The organism is Algibacter pectinivorans, assembly GCF_900112595.1.
GTDB lineage: Bacteria > Bacteroidota > Bacteroidia > Flavobacteriales > Flavobacteriaceae > Algibacter_B > Algibacter_B pectinivorans.
The window spans coordinates 223,086-240,363 of the sequence record NZ_FOMI01000001.1 but is presented as its reverse complement, the minus strand read 5'-3'; the positions used below and the strand labels follow the sequence as shown (position 1 = coordinate 240,363).

The window sequence follows — 17,278 nt, the reverse complement described above, 5'->3', positions numbered from 1 at the left end:
TTATTTAATTATAATATGTAGCGTATTTCACCGAAGTGCTTTATTTTTTGTTTACCAAATCCATTAAATCTACATCGTTTCCTAGTAGTATTTCTGTAGGGTTAATTCTTCCATCCATACTGTCGTTTTCAAGTTTTAAAACGCCTCGAGGACAAACAGCAGAACAAACACCACAACCAACGCAACTAGAGCGTACAATGTTTTCTCCTTTTTGAGCATAATGGCGAACATCAATTCCCATTTCACAGCTATTAGAACAGTTTCCACATGATATGCATTGTCCACCATTGGTTGTAATTCTAAATTTAGAGAATAAACGTTGTTGGAAACCTAAAATGGCAGCCATTGGGCATCCAAAACGGCACCAAGAACGGCTACCTAAAATTGGGTAGAAACCTGTACCAATAACACCAGAAAATATTGAGCCTATGTAAAGTCCGTAAGCAGATCTAAGCGTTGCTCCTTTTATAAAGAAAACATTGTCGGTTGTGCCTGTAAAATGCATGATAAGTAGTAACGCAATAACTATAAAAAAACCTATGGCTCCATATTTTGCATCTTTTCCTAACTCTTTAGCTTTAAATACCATTACACCGGTAAAAACAAGCGATAGAAATCCAATTACAAAAGCTATGAATAGGCCTCTTGTTAACCAAAAATTATTTTTGTCGTAGCCTAAGTATGTGTATACCATAGCAACCGTCATGACCACTGAAAATACTAAAACCGTATGTATTAACCAGCGCTCTAGTTTCCAAGCAGACATTTTTTTAGAGGATAATTGTCTAAAGGAATCACCAGCAGTTTCTGCTAATCCACCACATCCACATACCCAAGAGCAATACCATCGTTTTCCATATTTATACGTTAATATAGGTGTGATTACAAATGTAGAAAGAATTCCAAATATTATTAAGGCTAAACCAATATTACCATTGGAAAGAAATCCGTTTACAGACCATTCATCAAATATATAATAGTTAAGTGGCCATACGCTTTTAAGGTCGTAATATGGTAAATCGTTGTTCATAACATACATGAATTCTGGTATAAGAAATGCAAAACCTAATTGGAAAAACATAACAGATCCAGTACGTATTTGTTGGTAGCGGTTGTGGCGGTATTTAAGTATAAATTTGTAACCAAAAGCTAAAATTGCAATAGTATATAGCGATCCATAAACAAACCATTGGCTTGCTGGTCTTCCACTTAGGAGCTTACTTAGTGGGTCGAATAGTTGTATTAATCCAGTGTTAGCTGCACCATCTTTACCTAATCCTAAATATTGCGGGAAGAAATATAGTACAATGTAAAAGGTAGTAAGAATAACACCTAAAATCCAACCCCAAGTACCTTTTGATGATATGGATTTAAACCAAACACCATCGTTTTTTATTCCTTCTAGTTTGGTTAAGTAGGCCTCTCTAGAATACATGATAATTCCTAAAGAAATCATACCTAAAGAAATGGTGAGAAATAGACCTTCATTAGGGAAATTAGTGTTAAAAAGTGCTAAAGCTAAAATAAATAGACCTATAAAGCCTATGGCTAATGCTATTTTTTGTTTTGTTGTTATGTCTAACGCATCTGGTTTAGCTAAAGACATACTGTGATTTATTTTATTACTCATGGTTAGGCTATTTTAAGTTGTTTGTTGTAGGTTGCAATAATGTCGGTTTCATAATGGCTGTAAAATTCAGGGTCGAAGTTGGCTTCAGAAAGATGGTTTATAACATAGTCTACATCTCGTTTTTCTGTTAACCATTTATTAAAGGTTTCATGGCGCATTCTAATTCCAAATGTGTTAATGCCTAAAAACGCTCTTGTATCTTTATTGTAGGCTACGGTAATACACTTAGTATCGTCTTCGTGTTTCCAATGAAAGTGTTTTTCATAATCAGGACAACTACGTTCGCTAAAAACCCAACCATAAGTTTGGTATTCAATATCTAGAAATTTAGCAGAATTAAACCAATGTCCAGGGTTGTATTTTATTCTGTTTCCACAAATGGTTTGAGCTAATGTTTCTCCCATCATTCGTCCAGTATACCATACGGCTTCAATTGGTCTTCTACCATTTATACCTTCATGTTGTTCGGCACAATCACCAATGGCGTAAACATCTTGTATGTTGGTTTCTAGGTAAGGATTTACTTTTATACCTCTACCAAGTTCTATATTAGACTCTTTTAAAAAGTTAATATTTGGCGTTACACCAGCTGTTAAACCTACCACATCGCATTCAATCTCTTCTTCGGTTTCTTGAATAACGATAGATTTTACCTTACCGTTTTTATCTGCCTTGATTTCTTTTAAATTATTTGCAAGGCGTAAATCGATATGATGGTTTTTAATATGTCTGTTAATCATTTGGCTTTCGCCAATAGGTAAAACACCATTCCAGAAGCTATCTTCTCTTACTAAAAAGGTTACAGGTATATTTCTAGAATTAAGCATTTCTGCAAGTTCAATACCTATTAATCCGCCACCTACTATTACAGCTCTTTTACAAACTTTGTTGTTAGGTGCATATTTCTCAAGGTTTTCCAAATCTTGTTTATGGTACATGCCCATAACACCATCTAGGTCTTGACCAGGCCATCCAAATTTATTTGGCTTACTTCCTGAAGCAATAATAAGCTTGTCGTAAGTTAAAGGTTCGCCTTCTGCAAAATGAAGCGTTTTTGCACTTGTGTCTACGTTTTTAACATAACCTTTTTTTAATTCAATTCTATTTTTTTTCCAAAACCAATTCTCATAAGGTTGCGTATGCTCAAACTTCATATGCCCCATATAAATGTACATTAATGCGGTTCTAGAAAAGAAATATTCGGTTTCTGCAGATATTATAGTAATTCGTTTGTCCGATAGTTTTCTAATGTGTCTGGCAGCAGTAACTCCAGAAATTCCATTTCCTATTATAACAATATGTTCTTCCATGTTTAAGTTGTTAGGTTGATTTGTTTCGATGACCTATTAATAGGTTTCTAAATAAAAACTAATATATTATGCTGTGCAAATTAAAGTTTTAATGAGGTTTTTGTCGAATATAAAAGTAATAACTTAACACGATTACTTTATTTATAATAAGTTTAAATTGCTAATAATTTGTAAGGTTTAAACGCGATTTTAGACGCTATTTTTTTTTCGTTTTTATGTAATTATCTCATTTTTAGTGCGACCCAATGGCAGTTACTTTTAAAAAAATTAAAAACCGTAAAAATGAAAAAACAAATAATTTTAACACTTCTAGTTTTAGTATCTCTTAAAGGGTTCTCTCAAGATTTAAATTCTTTTTTTAATAAATCAGATGCTTTTTTAAAGCAATATGTATCTCAAGGAAGAGTAGCATATTCAAAAATTCATGCCAACCAAAAAGAACTTAATGATATTTTAAAAATTGCTGAAGGCATATCTGTCTCTAAAACCGATGCTAATAGCTACCAAGCCTTTTGGATTAATGCTTATAACTTAACTGTAATTAAGGGTATTGTAGATAACTATCCAACAAACTCGCCTTTGGATGTTAAAGGCTTTTTTGATGCCAAAACTTATAGTTTAGGAGGAAAGCAAATTACTTTAAATGATATTGAGCATAAGCTTTTACGTGGCAACTTTAAAGACGCGCGCTTTCATTTTGTGCTGGTTTGTGGGGCTGTAGGATGTCCTCCTATAATTAATAAAGCTTATTTGCCAAATACATTAAACTCTCAATTGGATAAGCAAACAAAAATAGCGTTAAATGGAACTTTTTTAAAGGTCAATGCTAAAAAAAATAAAGTTGAAGCATCGCAAATAATGGAATGGTATAAAGAAGATTTTATCATGAATGGTAAGAGCGAAATAGATTTTATAAATGCATATAGAAACGAAAAATTAGATAGTAAATCTAAACTTAGCTACTTCCCTTACAACTGGAATGTAAATAAACAATAAAAATAACTAACCGGAAAAATTAATTTTCCAATTTTCTAAACTTAAAAAAAATAATTATGAAAAAAACATTAGTAATATTAGCTTTAATAACAGGTATTTTTACAGGATATGCTCAAGAGGATGAAACCGTAAAAAGAAGTAATGTACAAGAATTTACACCTTCAAAACTATTAAAAAAAGGACAATGGGATATTAAATTTTTTAATAGCTTGTATACCCAAACAAAACAAACTGGTGGAGGTACTGGAGAATCTTTTGATATTGATAGACAAAACTTTTTTACTAACACTACAGAAATTTATACAGGTGTAAGTAATAATTCTAGAATTAATATAGGTTTTGTTTTTCAAGTAAGAGCAAACAACTATGGAGGCCAAAATGCGCTTAGTGTGTTTAATTTTGAGAACAATGGAGTTGATTCTAGAAGCGGTTTAACAACCATTGCACCATCTATTAGAGTACAACCATTTGCAAGCATACCTAATTTTTCCTTTACAAGTTCACTTTATTTACCTGTTTTTAAAGACGAAGCTGTACCAGCTTACTTAGATAAGCGAAGCACGTTTTGGGAAACTAAATTTTTCTATGATAAAACTTTTGGTGGTGGTGATTGGCAAATTTTTACCGAAGCCGATTTTGGATTTAACTTTGGAGAAAGTCAAGCAGATGCAGATCCTTTAACGGAAAATAGTGGAGAACGTTTTGCTAATAACAGTCTGTTTTTACCATTAAGTGCGTTTTTAAGTTATTTTCCATCTAGTAAATCAACAATATTTGTAAATGCTCAACAAGCCTTTTTAGTAGATTTAGGGAACAACTTTGAGCAAAATTATACACAATTAGGATTTGGAGGAAAATATCAACTAACAAATGTATTAAATGTTGAAGCCTCTTACGGAAAATTTATTCGAGGGAATAATTTTCAAGGTTTAGGTCAAACTTTTAGTATTGGTTTAAGAGCATTATTATAATATTAATATTAAATTAGAAGTTTAAAATATCTTATGGCGCCATTTAAACTTTTATTTCTTTTATCAATTTTAGCTATACAATCTTGCAAAACTCATACCAATAAAATTAATGGTGTGAGTTTTGTTGCTTCTCGACAGCCTATAGATCAAACCCATACGAGGCCTGTTGTTAATTTAGGCGCCAATTATGTTGCTGTAATGCCTTTTGGTTTTATTAAAGACTTAAGTTTACCAAATGTTAAGTATAATATGGAAAACCAATGGTATGGAGAAAAAGGAGAAGGGGTGGTACAGTACATTACAGAATTAAATAAACAACAACTAAACATCATGCTAAAACCTCAATTATGGGTTGGGCATGGTCAGTTTACTGGCTATATAAAAATGGCTAACGAGGCCAATTGGAAAATATTTGAAGAGTCTTACTCTAAATTTATCTTAGAATACGCCCGTTTAGCATCAAAAATGAATGTTAAAGTTTTCTGTATAGGTACAGAATTAGAAGATTTTATAAACAATAGACCAGATTATTGGTTTAAACTTATAAAAGAAATTAAGGGAATTTATAAAGGTAAATTAACCTATGCTGCAAATTGGGATGAGTTTAATAGAACACCATTTTGGAGCGAACTAGATTTTATTGGTATAGATGCCTATTTTCCTGTTAGCTCAAGTAAAACACCAACTGTTGCAGAATGTATATTGGGGTGGGAAAAGCATAAGCGGTATATTTTAAAGGTACAGAAAGCTAATAAAAAGCCAGTACTGTTTACGGAGTATGGATATAGAAGTGTAGATTATACAGGAAGGGAGCCTTGGTTAAGTGATAGAAGCCTGAATCAAGTTAACTTTGAAGCTCAAACTAACGCCACTAAAGCTTTATTTAGTGTCTTTTGGCATGAAAATTGGTTTGCTGGTGGTTTTATATGGAAATGGTTTCATAACCACGACACATCTGGAGGCGACAACGATTCTCGATTTACACCTCAAAACAAACCCGTAGAAGCAATAATACGTAAACATTATAGAGTCTATGAATAAAATAAAATATATTGTAATTTATGTTATGTTTTTGGTTTCCTGTACTAAAGATACCGATAAAGCTTTATCTACCTTAGCAACATATATACAAGGTAGAGTTATTGAACAAGGAGCTGTTATTGCCTGTGCTGCTAGTGATAAGGACACTGGAAATATTCTAGCTTTTTATTATGCAAAACAAGGCGCTACAAATGTAGGGTTTTACCAAACTTTAAATTCTGCAGTTAATCAAAATGATTTTGGTAATTACACAAAAATAGAAATAGATGACGAACCTGTGTTTAATGGTTATTTAAAACGTTTTGTTCAAAATTCTGCTACAGAAAAATTTATAATTATAACTTTTGAGCTAGATAACGAAATAAAATTATCTAATCCAATTCGTACTAAACAAATATCTAAACCCACAGTATGGAATGACAATGTTATGATAAATCAAAACAATTCTGGAATGCCTAGTTTTAGTTGGGATGATAATCCAGAAGGAGAAAATGCCATATATTTTCAAGTGATTTCTACAGTTAATAACGATTTATTATCTGGAACATATACCTACGAGAATCACTTTCAATACTATGATACCAGTAATGTTGTTTTAAATATAACTACAACAACGCCAACAAATTTAAATGTAAATGAAAATTATAATTTCACTTTAATGGACGTAAGTCTAGATAATTGGGTAAATTGGGTCGCTCAAAAACCTTTTATTGCTAAATGATAAAAAAGCTGTTTTTATTTGTGTTATTGTGGTGTGTTGCATTAAATACTTGCGCACAAGAGCTTTTGGTTCGAGATTTAAAGGTGCAAGGTAATAAAAGACTAAAAACATCCTTTGTAAAACATATTTCTTCAATTAAGCCAGGCGTTGCTTTAGATTCTGCAGTTATTAAAAACGATATTATTCGTTTAAAGAGATTACCTGTTGTATCTCATGTTTATTTTCAAGTCTTTCTTGCCGAAGACAATCATTATAATGTGTTTTATAATATTGAAGAAAATTTTACGCTAATTCCATCAGCCAATATTTATACAACTAGCGATAATGAGTTTGCCTATAGACTAGGATTATATGAATTTAATTTATTAGGACAAGCTATGACTTTTGGAGGGTTTTATCAAAATGATATATATGAGAGTTATGCTATAAACTTTAGAGCGCCTTTTTTGTTTTCTAATAAAATGGGTTTTGCAATAAATCTGCAGGATTTAACTACCCAAGAGCCGGTGTTTTTTGAAGATGAAACCGCTAATTATAAATACAATAATAAATCTATAGAAGCCTTAGGTTTATACCAGTTTAATTTTACAAATAGATTAGAATTTGGTTTAAATTATTTTGTTGAAGACTATAGGTTTAAAGGAGATAATATAAATGATAGGCCCGAATTAAACGTAAATAAGTGGCTTTTTAAAGGTATCTATGAGTACAATAAATTAGACTACTGTTATCAATACATTTCAGGTTTTAAAAGTCAGTTTAACTTTCAATATGTTACATCAACTAACGATATTTTAACCGAATTTTTTATAGGTTGGAACGATTTCTTTTGGTTTAAACGATTAGGTGAAAAAGGGAATTGGGCAAATAGATTACGTATGGGCTTAGCTACAAATAACGACACCCCCTTTGCTCCCTTTTCTGTAGATAATAATTTAAATGTTAGAGGAGTTGGTAATACCATAGATAGAGGTACCGGTGTAATAGTATTAAATACAGAATATAGACAGACACTTATTGAAAAAGGATGGTTTGTTTTACAAGGAAATGCCTTTGTAGATGCTGGCACATGGAGAAACCCTGGTAGCAATGTTAGTGATTTTGCTAGTTCCGAAAATGTAAAGGTCTATCCTGGTTTAGGATTTCGTTTTATACATAAAAAGATATATAATGCTATTTTTAGAATTGATTATGGGTATGGAGTTTCTAAAAACGCAACAAACGGTTTAGTTTTTGGTATAGGTCAATACTTTTAAACATTGCAAAAATATAATATTTTGAAAATTATTTTAAAATAAAACTAAAAGTTAAAACCTTAGGAGCTGTGAGTTGATTTACTTATTAACTCCATGTAATGTTTTTTGTTTTAATTAATATAGAAAGAAATAACTTTAATCTTACATTAGCTTAATCTGTAACTCTATTAAAAGTAATATCTTAAATTTTTAAATAAAATAATATACTTATGCGAACATTTGCAATTGGAGACATTCATGGCGGGTTAAAAGCTTTAATTCAAGTATTAAATAAAATTGAGGTTAAGGATGAGGATACTTTAATCTTTGTTGGCGATTATGTAGATGGATGGAGTGAATCCGCCCAAGTTATCCAGTTTTTAATAGAGCTTTCGCAAAAAATAAATTGCATTTTTATAAAAGGAAATCATGATGTTTGGTGTGAAGCGTGGTTGCGAAGCGGTGAGGTAAATCAAACCTGGTATATTCATGGCGGAAAAGAAACTATGGATAGTTACGAGGGGTTTTCTGATGCAGAGAAGAAAACACATTTAGAGTTGTTTGAAAGTATGCCGTTGTATTACTTAGATGAGGAAAATAGATTATTTTTACACGCTGGATTTACGTCCATGCATGGCGTTACGAAAGAAGTGTTTAAAAGCACTCTGTACTTTGATAGAACCTTATGGGAAATGGTGCTAACCTTAGATAAAAGTATTGATAAAGATTCTAAAATTTATCCAAATAGATTAAAACACTATAAAGAAATTTTTATTGGCCATACACCCACCACTAATTTTGATTGTGATGTGCCTATGAACGCTGCAAACGTATGGAATATAGATACCGGTGCAGCTTTTAAAGGAAAAATAGCTGCCGTTAATATAGATACTAAAGAAGTCTTTCAGAGTGATAATTTACCAGGATTATATCCAAATGAAACGGGTAGAAATAAGTAAAAACTAGCCAACGTTTTTCTTATAATAACTATAAATATCATTGGCACTGGCACCAAGCCACTTTTTTAAATAGATGTTCCAATAGAAATATTGCAGTTTCCAAACGCCGTGTTTTCTATACATTCTGGCCGAGGATTTAAGTTTTTTATTTATCACCACAAATTGTTTTCTAGCGTATAATTCATTTATTAAAATATTATCTTCGTAAACACTGTAGCTCTCATTAAATTGTCCAATGGAGTTAAAAAGCTCTTTTGTTATAAATTGACTTTGGTCCCCACCTCTGCAAACGCGCCAGTTAAATTTAGTAAACCAACTAGCTAAACGTAACCACCAGTGTGAGCTATCGAATTGCATCCTAAAACAGCCTGCTTCATTACCTTTTTTTACCTGACTTAAAATGTGTTGGTCGAATTTTTTAGGAGGAAACGAATCGGCATGTAAAAAGTACAGAATATCTCCCGATGCCATTTTTGCTCCTAAATTCATTTGTTTTGCTCTGCCTTTTTCAGAATTTAAAAGTAAGATGGCCGTTTCTGTTTTTTCGTCGGTAGAGGCATTTTTATCTATAACCGAGTTGTCAATATAATTAAAGGCCTTTTTGTTTGTGGTATTGGTGAAATTTGAGAAATCTTGAACAATACGTTTTGTATTATCTTGACTACCACCATCAACAATAATAATTTCTCTGGTTATTTTAACCAATGAATTTGCTAGTAAATGCTCTAGTAATTTGCCAATTTGGGCTTCTTCGTTTAAGGTTGGAATAATAATGCTTATCATGGTAATGCTTACGAAAAAATACTAGATTCAGTTTTATTCATTTAAATCCCAATTATAATCTTTATAACTTTTTTTCGCTTTCGCGGAAATGGTAATAGCAGAATACTTGTTTAGAAAATCTATTAAACTACCATGTTGTTTAAAATCCTTTGAAAACCACTGAAAAATCTTTGATATGTTAATGCTGTTTTCTGAAATCTCATTACGAGCAGGATCACTTAAAAACGCTTTAGTAGCCGCATTTAATTGACTGTTTATGGTTTGAGTTGTAAAGGCTTCGTTTTGTAATTTAGGGCACGAATAAGAAGCACATACAATGGCGAAATGAATTCTAGGATCGTCCATTTTTCTTAAAATATCATGTTCAATTTCATTAAGATTATACCATTTATTACCTAGTTTCCAGAACCGTTGGTCCCACGGATCTTTTATGTCTTTTATGCTTTTTATTGGGTAATGACGCAGAATTAAATCGACCGTTAAGGCATTATACGCATTAATCCAATAGGCTAGTTTATCTTCTTTTAACCAAGTGTTATCTGGTACATGGTTACCTAATTTTATAATATATGCTGTAAGGGCTTTTCTGTTTGTTTTTAAGGCTTTATAATTTACGTTTCCTTGATCTGAAACATGTTTTTGTAGTAATCTATCCCAATCGTTATGATTAAAGGTGCTTACTTCTACTTCAGTCGTTTCTTGTTCTATGTTTTTTGTAGGTTCTGGTACTTTGGTTACAGGTGTTTTTTGGGTAGTTTCAGTAGGTATGGTTTGCTTTATAACCACCTGTTCTGTTTTTTCTATGGGTTGGGGTTCTGCTGTTGGTTGCTCGGGGATGTTTTTTGTTCCAGCGCAAGCGGCTAATAGCAGAACTAGTGTAATAGCAAATAGGTGTTTCATATCGAGTGTTTTAACGATTGGAATCAGATTCCGATTTTTTTGAGAACATGGGGTAAAGTTCTTGTTTTATAAAGTCCTTTGGGAAATATTCGTCGCCCGGAAACCCAAGTTCAATATCTTTTCCATTGTGCGGGATGTAATTTGTTTTAAATAAATAATCCCAAATGCTTAAGGTTAGTCCGTAATTAACACCAAACCTAACATGGTTGGGTAAGGTTTTTACATGGTGCCAAATATGCATTTTCGGGTTATTAAAAATGTATTTAAAAATGCCGTAATCCCAACCTAAATTGGCGTGGTTTAAATGCCCAATGGTAATGGCAAAAAAGTAAACGATTGCCACATCGTTAGCATTGTAATTACCAATAATAGCAATAGGAATGTAAAGCAGGGATTTATAAACTACAGGTTCCATCCAGTGGTACCTTAAGTGAGCGGCAAACCCCATTTCTTTAACAGAGTGGTGTACTTTATGGAAATTCCATAAAAAAGTGAATCTATGTAAAAGTCTATGCGTATTCCATTGTACAAAATCTGAAACTACAAAGAATACCAGTAAACCGAGCCATTTAGGTAAATTATTAACATCGAAAAGCTGAAAGCTTTCTAGCGACAATCCTATATTTTGTAATAACGAATTAAAAAAATGAGCAACGGTGTTAGATAGTGCAATTAATATAATAAGGTTTAAAAGAAAGAAGTTGAAAAACATGTAAAAGGTGTCTAACCAAAAGTCTTTCCTGAATATAGATTGGTTTTTTCGCCAGGGGAAAATAATTTCTAGTAACCATACGGCAATGGATATAACAATTAGTCCATAAAAATAATTATCCCAATGGTTAAGGTCTAATAATTCGTATTTTAGGTAGTTCCAATACCCAGAATAGGATTTTTTTATGAGTTCTATATAGGTTTCCATGGGTTTGGAGTTTTAACCCATCAGGTTTTGTAAACCTAAAGGGCTTTATTTGAGTACTAATTATATTTACTAGTTCTACGTTGCGTTAGCGATTGTAGTGGCATCCTTTTTTTGCTTTTATAAGTGGCAAAAAAAGATATAATGGAAAGCGCGACCCTTGTGGTAACGCCCAAATGTTATAAGCTAAGTATCAATTCTTTAAAAAGTGTAACCATATTGGGTTCTGCTTTTTCGGCCATTGCTATAATTTCGGCAATATCTACGGGGGCTAGGTTATCTGGATCGCACTCGTCTGTTAGTACAGAAACCGCGGCTGCTTTTAAATTTAAATGATTGGCAACTATAATTTCTGGAACTGTGCTCATGCCAACAGCATCTGCTCCTATAATTTTTAACATGCGATATTCGGCTCTGGTTTCTAATTGAGGCCCAACAACGCTAGCGTATACGCCTTCGTGCAATGTTATATCATGTTGCGCTGCTATGGATTTAAATTTAGTATTTATAGCGGCATTGTAAGGCGCGCTCATATCTGCGAAGCGCTCACCTAAAAGTTCCACACCTTTAAAGGCAAGTGGCGAGCTACCTTGAAGATTTATATGATCTTCAATAAGCATTAGTTCGCCTTTTTTAAAGTTAGGGTTTATGGCGCCAGATGCATTAGAAACTAATAAGGTGTGAATACCTAGTTTTTCCATAACGCGAACAGGGTAGGTGACATCTTGCAGGGAATAGCCTTCGTAAAGGTGAAAACGCCCTTGCATAACTATTACTTTTTTACCGCCCATAATACCGTAAATAAGTTTTCCTTTGTGGAACTCGACTGTGGCTGTTGGGAAATTTGGAATGTGATTATAACTTGCCTCCCTAATTATTTCTACATCTTCAATTAATTGCCCTAAACCGGTGCCTAAAATAATACCTATTTCTGGTTTATCGAATCCTTTATTTATTAAGTAGTCTACTGTTTCTTCTATAAATTGCATCATGTTTATTTTTTTAAATAGAATGTTTAAAAACCTATATTTTAGCTAGGTTTTCTTAATTTGAAAGCATTTATTTAACCTTGTAATTGTTTGATTTTTTTTTGTAATTCTATGTTAGTTTTATAAAATTCTGAAGCTATTAAATCTTCAAAATTATCAATGTCGTTTAAAGTATCTAAGGTAGTAAATGTTACTTGTTTTTCCTTTATTTCGTTTAAGGTTTCTTGCAGTAAATGTGTTTGGCTCCACGGTTTATTATTAAAAATAAAATTGTGTGCTTTTGATAAGCCAACTAGATAATAGCCACCATCTTCGGCTGGTCCAAAAACAATGTCGTGTTGTGTTAAGGCTTCGAGTCCTTTGTTAATATGGTTTGCTGTAATGTCTGGTAAATCTGAACCAATTAAAACAATACGATTGTAGCCGTCTTTAAAGCCTTTTATAAACGCGTTTTTCATGCGTTCGCCTAAATCTGCGCCTTCTTGAACAAATTTTTGATGGGAATTCCATTGGTTTTCTACAATAGATTCGGAAAAATAAATGCGTTTATTGGCCTTTAGTTTTTGTGTTGCTTTTTCGGTTACGCCGACTAACTCTGTATAAACATCGAAAGCGCCTTGGTTGCCAATAGTTTTGGCAAGCCTTGTTTTTACCTTGCCTAATTTTATGTTTTTTACAAAAACAATTACTAATTCTTTATTCATAAACTTTTATGCCTTTTTTTAGCCATTTACTCCATACTTTATTAAAGGTATGAATGCTGTCTGTTTCTTTTTCAATGGCGTTATAAACAGGAAAGTTGTTGCTTTTCCACTCGAAAATACCACCATAAAGATTTTTTACGTTAGAATATCCAGCTTTTTTAAGGCTATCTCCAATAGATTCTGATCGAATACCAACTGAGCAATACACCACTATTTCTGCGTTTTTATCTGGTATTAGTGTTTCAACTTTATGTATTTTAAAGTGATCGTACCCTACATGAATGGCGTTTTTTAAATGACTGGTTTTATATTCTTTTAATTCTCTAGAATCCAATAATACCAAGTCTGTTTTAGGTATTGCTAGTTCTTGAGGTGTAATATAGGGCACGCTATTATCATTATGTTTTGCTAGTAGCTTATCAATTGATTTTTGCGCAAATAATAGACTGCTACATAGTAATACTAAAAATAAAAGGGTGTTTTTCATTTGTTTTTTAGTCTTAATAGATTTAATAAAATTACAGATTTATTCCGAATCCTTGCAATCCACTTTCTACGGCTGGTAAAATTTCGGTATTATCCCAAATGCCTGTAACTATGGTTCTAGCATATTCTTCAGGAAGCAAGCCGTTTTGCATTAATGTATTAGTTAATCTGTAATTGTAGTTTAACGAGTGGTGTTTATATTCTAGTTTACCATTTAAATCGTTTAAAATAGCATACCAAACGGTTTGGTTACCATCGTTTGCAGGCATGCCAATTACGCCGGGATTTAACCATAGTTTGTTGTTTTGTGCATCGTTAAATGGTAATCCGCAATGGCCAGCTATAATAACATCGCTTTGGTCTACCTTAAAATTTATAGCCTTGGTTTCCCAGGGTGTGGATTTAAAAATAAACTCGGAGGTGTTAAAATACGAACCATGAACAACCATTACTTTTTTGTCTGCGTAATTAAAGGTATAGTGGTCTGGTAATTGTTTTATAAAAGCTAAAGAATCTTGGGATAGTAGGCTTTGAGCGTAGGGGTACCATTGTTGTGAAAACCCGTCGCATCTAGAGCCTTTTTTAAAATCGCAGCCGCAATCTTGGGCACCTTCGCTTAATTGAATTTCTACGTTACCAGCTATACTTCTAGGGTTCCAAATTTTAAATAATTGCACGGTTTCTTCTGGTTGGGCGCAGTAACCAACAATATCGCCCGTGCAAATACAATTTTCTGGACTAATATTTTCGGCTTCGGCCACTTGCTTTAAAGCTTCTAAGGCTTGCAAGTTGCTATAAACGCCACCAAATAGCAACGTTTTGCCAGATAGCTGTCCTAGATGTTCTATTTTTTTATCCATTTGGGTGCTAAATATAAAATGATACAACTTAAAATACCCCAAACATTTACCCATAGTAAATCGGCATATTTTCCTTTTGTGAAAATGAGTGCTTCTGGAAATAGTTTAAACACTAAAACAAAACCAAAAATTATTCCACAAATGATACTTAAATAAAAACTGATTTTTGGAACCTTAATATTCCAAAACATAAAAACGGGAGTTAAACCAATAACCATTGTTCCTGAAATTGTTGTGGCCGATAATATTTCGGCGTTTAAAAAAACAGGAAGCGTACCTAATATGGCAATGGCAACCATTGAGGCTCTGCCAAAAGTTAAATTTTTTCCTAGGTTTAAATCGACAGATAATAATTTTGAAAATGACGAAAAGGTAGAGTCTAAGGTTGATGCTGCCGAGGTTATCATAATAAAATTAATAGCTAGTAAAATAACCACACCAAACGCTTTTCCTACCTCTACAGCAGCTTGTCCTTTTAAACCTTGCGTTTGGGCGTATATACCAATAATTGAAAATAGAATGATACAAATAGCACCTAATACACTAGCAAGAAGAAAACTTTTTCGGGTTATTTTGGGTGTGCTAATAAATGCTCTATCGGTTAGAACTGGGTCGTGAAATGGGTAGCTAAACGATTGAATTATGGCAGCAAAAAATAAGTTTAAACCAAGCTCAAAGCTCCATGTTCCTGAGGATATAACTTCTTGAGTTCTGAAATTATCTACTGAAAAAACAGTACTTAAAATAATAATTAATAGTACTGAAAATAACCCCATTTGAATAATGTCGGTAAAAATAGAACTGCTTAATCCGCCTTTAATAGCGTAAGCTAAAGTTAAGATTGTGAATAAAATAATAGACCAATAATAGGGTGTGCTACCAGTTTCTCCAAAGTAACTGCCTATAACCATGGTATTACTCCAAACCTCGTTGAATAAGCGAATGGCTATTAATATGGAAAATAAGGCCATGGCGCCTTTTCCAAACTTAGTAGTTAAGAACTCGTGGATACTTGTAAAACCGCCTTTGGTGCGTAATTTATAAATTATTAAACCTGCCACAGCAAAAGATAAGTAGTAACCAGCATAGGCTACGCCGCCAACAATACCATAGTCTAGCCCAAGGTTTGCGGCATTGGTAATGCTTTTGGCAAAAATCCAAGAAATTATAAGACTCCCTGTTAACACGAGTGTGTTTGGAGACTTTTTAACTTTAGTTGCTCTAAAAAACTGGTTTGTAGATTTTGCAAATGGCGAAATAATAAATAATATTAAACTAGATATAATAATTAATAACCACTGAATTTTAATTGTTTCCATAGTTATTTCATTTATTCCACCATACGGGACTATTTATGCTGTTGTTATTTGTCGCGCTTGCTGCTTCATTATAATTTTCGGCGTTTAATGTGGCTTCTTCTTCGGGGTATGGCATTCTTACCGGAATTAAGTTGTTGTTTAAACTTGCAGCAATTGGTTTTAGAGCAGGGAATCCAGTGCGTCTGTATTCCGTCCAACCTTCATAGCCGTTAATTATATTTGCAATCCATTTTTGTGTTATTATTTGTTCTAGTGGCGTTGTGTTTGGTGCATTTAAAGCGGCGTTACCTGTTAAATAGTTGCTAGGTAATGTTGTATTCCAATACTCAAAAGCTAAAGCTACACCTTTATTGTAAAGTTGCTCTGGGTCTGCGATAATTAAATTCTTTTCGGCGGCTTCGGCTAAGGCAAAATGGACCTCCCAAGCGGTTATAAAATTCGCGTCTAATGTTGAGGTGTCTTCTCTAAACATGCTGCCTGCCAATGAATAATCAGCTAATGTAACAGATGTTGATGTGGCATCAATACCATTTAGTAAGCCATTAAATGCATTGGATGTGGCATTAGAAAAAGGTTTGAAAAAGGTGCTTATTCTAGGGTCATCTAAGTTAACAAGAATGTCTTCCATAGTTTCAGAAAGCACGAAATTGTTAAAGTCGCCAATTCGTAATTGCGCTAATCTAAAACTATTTGGGTCTGAATTTGTAAAGTCGAAAACGGCATTTTGAGCGTTTGTTTTTATGTAATTGTCTGCATCAAAAAGTGCTTGTAAATCTTCTGAAACATCTATTTTATTAGAAATTCTAAGCAAACTTTTAATTTTTACTGCATTTGCAAAACGAATCCATGCTTGTAAATCGCCATTAAATAAAATGTCGCCTTCCAAGGCAATGGCATCATTATAATTTTCAATAGCTAAAATACCTTTGTCTAGATTATCTAAAATGCCACCTTGGTTAAGGTATATGGATTCTTGCGAATCGTATTTAGGAGTTACTGTACCACTTACACCATTAAAGGCTTCAAAATAAGGGACGTCTCCATACAAATCGGTTAAGTTAGCTGTTAGGTAAGCTTTTAAAATTAAAGCAGGACCTTCATATACTTTAAAAGCTTCGGTAGTTTGCGATTGCTTTAAAATAATGTCGTTATCGCGCAAGTTGGTATAAAATATAGGCCATGGATTTCCACCCAGTTGTGGTGATTTTAAAGCATGCCTATCAAATAAATTAAAATCTAAAGCCGTTCGATGTTGTGCTAGTAAATCGCCGGCTACAAAGCCTTCATAACTCATTTCTTCGCCAAAATTATAAATAACTTGCCTTAATAACAGGCTTGGTTGCACGGTTACTGGTGCATTAGGGTTTGTATTTATAGATTCAAAGTCTTTTGTACAGCTAAATGCAGTAAAAAGTGTTAAGGTTGTTAGGATATATATAAGTTTTTTCATGTTTTATT

Annotated in this window: 17 protein-coding genes; 6 read left to right on the top strand and 11 right to left on the bottom strand. The window is 33.0% G+C overall.

Features of this window, described 5'->3' with window-relative positions; all coding sequences use genetic code 11:
* Positions 1-40: 40 nt before the first annotated feature.
* Complete coding sequence (locus BMY96_RS01090) at positions 41-1,630, bottom strand: 4Fe-4S binding protein (RefSeq protein WP_092847974.1); 1,590 nt, start codon at positions 1,628-1,630, stop codon at positions 41-43.
* A gap of 2 nt (positions 1,631-1,632) precedes the next feature.
* Complete coding sequence (locus BMY96_RS01085) at positions 1,633-2,940, bottom strand: NAD(P)/FAD-dependent oxidoreductase (protein ID WP_092847972.1); 1,308 nt, start codon at positions 2,938-2,940, stop codon at positions 1,633-1,635.
* A gap of 282 nt (positions 2,941-3,222) precedes the next feature.
* On the opposite strand from BMY96_RS01085, the gene BMY96_RS01080 reads away from it, so the two are divergent.
* The 6 genes from BMY96_RS01080 (at position 3,223) to BMY96_RS01055 (ending at position 8,863) form a co-directional block, all read left to right on the top strand.
* Complete coding sequence (locus tag BMY96_RS01080; protein WP_092847969.1) at positions 3,223-3,936, top strand: DUF547 domain-containing protein; 714 nt, start codon at positions 3,223-3,225, stop codon at positions 3,934-3,936.
* 56 nt (positions 3,937-3,992) lie between these two features.
* Complete coding sequence (locus BMY96_RS01075) at positions 3,993-4,907, top strand: hypothetical protein (RefSeq protein ID WP_092847966.1); 915 nt, start codon at positions 3,993-3,995, stop codon at positions 4,905-4,907.
* 33 nt (positions 4,908-4,940) lie between these two features.
* Positions 4,941-5,948 (top strand): glycoside hydrolase family 113, encoded by a 1,008-nt coding sequence (locus tag BMY96_RS01070; protein WP_092847964.1) that lies wholly within the window; start codon positions 4,941-4,943, stop codon positions 5,946-5,948.
* Complete coding sequence (locus BMY96_RS01065) at positions 5,941-6,669, top strand: hypothetical protein (protein ID WP_092847963.1); 729 nt, start codon at positions 5,941-5,943, stop codon at positions 6,667-6,669. Before BMY96_RS01070 ends, BMY96_RS01065 begins: the two co-directional genes overlap by 8 nt.
* Positions 6,666-7,925: a POTRA domain-containing protein gene (locus BMY96_RS01060; protein WP_092847961.1), complete on the top strand. Its 1,260-nt coding sequence runs from the start codon at positions 6,666-6,668 to the stop codon at positions 7,923-7,925. The genes BMY96_RS01065 and BMY96_RS01060 overlap by 4 nt, the downstream gene beginning before the upstream one ends.
* 209 nt (positions 7,926-8,134) lie before the next feature.
* Positions 8,135-8,863, top strand: a complete 729-nt coding sequence (locus BMY96_RS01055; protein ID WP_092847958.1) for a metallophosphoesterase family protein — start codon at positions 8,135-8,137, stop codon at positions 8,861-8,863.
* Between the two features lie 3 nt (positions 8,864-8,866).
* Here the strand turns inward: BMY96_RS01055 and BMY96_RS01050 are convergent, their stop codons facing one another.
* The 9 genes from BMY96_RS01050 to BMY96_RS01010 all read right to left on the bottom strand — a co-directional run bounded on the left by BMY96_RS01050 (position 8,867) and on the right by BMY96_RS01010 (position 17,270).
* Positions 8,867-9,646 carry a TIGR04283 family arsenosugar biosynthesis glycosyltransferase gene (locus BMY96_RS01050; RefSeq protein WP_092847956.1) on the bottom strand — a complete coding sequence of 260 codons (780 nt, stop codon included), beginning with the start codon at positions 9,644-9,646 and terminating at the stop codon, positions 8,867-8,869.
* 33 nt (positions 9,647-9,679) lie between these two features.
* On the bottom strand, positions 9,680-10,546 hold the full coding sequence (locus BMY96_RS01045) for a DUF547 domain-containing protein (protein ID WP_092847954.1): 867 nt from the start codon (positions 10,544-10,546) through the stop codon (positions 9,680-9,682).
* Between the two features lie 10 nt (positions 10,547-10,556).
* On the bottom strand, positions 10,557-11,465 hold the full coding sequence (locus tag BMY96_RS01040) for a sterol desaturase family protein (protein ID WP_092847952.1): 909 nt from the start codon (positions 11,463-11,465) through the stop codon (positions 10,557-10,559).
* 176 nt (positions 11,466-11,641) lie between these two features.
* Positions 11,642-12,454: a purine-nucleoside phosphorylase gene (locus BMY96_RS01035; RefSeq protein ID WP_092847949.1), complete on the bottom strand. Its 813-nt coding sequence runs from the start codon at positions 12,452-12,454 to the stop codon at positions 11,642-11,644.
* Positions 12,455-12,525: 71 nt separating this feature from the next.
* Positions 12,526-13,155, bottom strand: a complete 630-nt coding sequence (locus tag BMY96_RS01030; RefSeq protein ID WP_092847946.1) for a TIGR04282 family arsenosugar biosynthesis glycosyltransferase — start codon at positions 13,153-13,155, stop codon at positions 12,526-12,528.
* Positions 13,148-13,642: a rhodanese-like domain-containing protein gene (locus BMY96_RS01025; protein WP_092847943.1), complete on the bottom strand. Its 495-nt coding sequence runs from the start codon at positions 13,640-13,642 to the stop codon at positions 13,148-13,150. The genes BMY96_RS01030 and BMY96_RS01025 overlap by 8 nt, the downstream gene beginning before the upstream one ends.
* Before the next feature lie 31 nt (positions 13,643-13,673).
* On the bottom strand, positions 13,674-14,501 hold the full coding sequence (locus BMY96_RS01020; RefSeq protein ID WP_092847941.1) for a metallophosphoesterase family protein: 828 nt from the start codon (positions 14,499-14,501) through the stop codon (positions 13,674-13,676).
* Complete coding sequence (locus tag BMY96_RS01015; protein ID WP_092847939.1) at positions 14,486-15,820, bottom strand: sodium:solute symporter family transporter; 1,335 nt, start codon at positions 15,818-15,820, stop codon at positions 14,486-14,488. The genes BMY96_RS01020 and BMY96_RS01015 overlap by 16 nt, the downstream gene beginning before the upstream one ends.
* A gap of 7 nt (positions 15,821-15,827) precedes the next feature.
* Positions 15,828-17,270 (bottom strand): SusD/RagB family nutrient-binding outer membrane lipoprotein, encoded by a 1,443-nt coding sequence (locus tag BMY96_RS01010; RefSeq protein WP_092847937.1) that lies wholly within the window; start codon positions 17,268-17,270, stop codon positions 15,828-15,830.
* Positions 17,271-17,278: the final 8 nt, after the last annotated feature.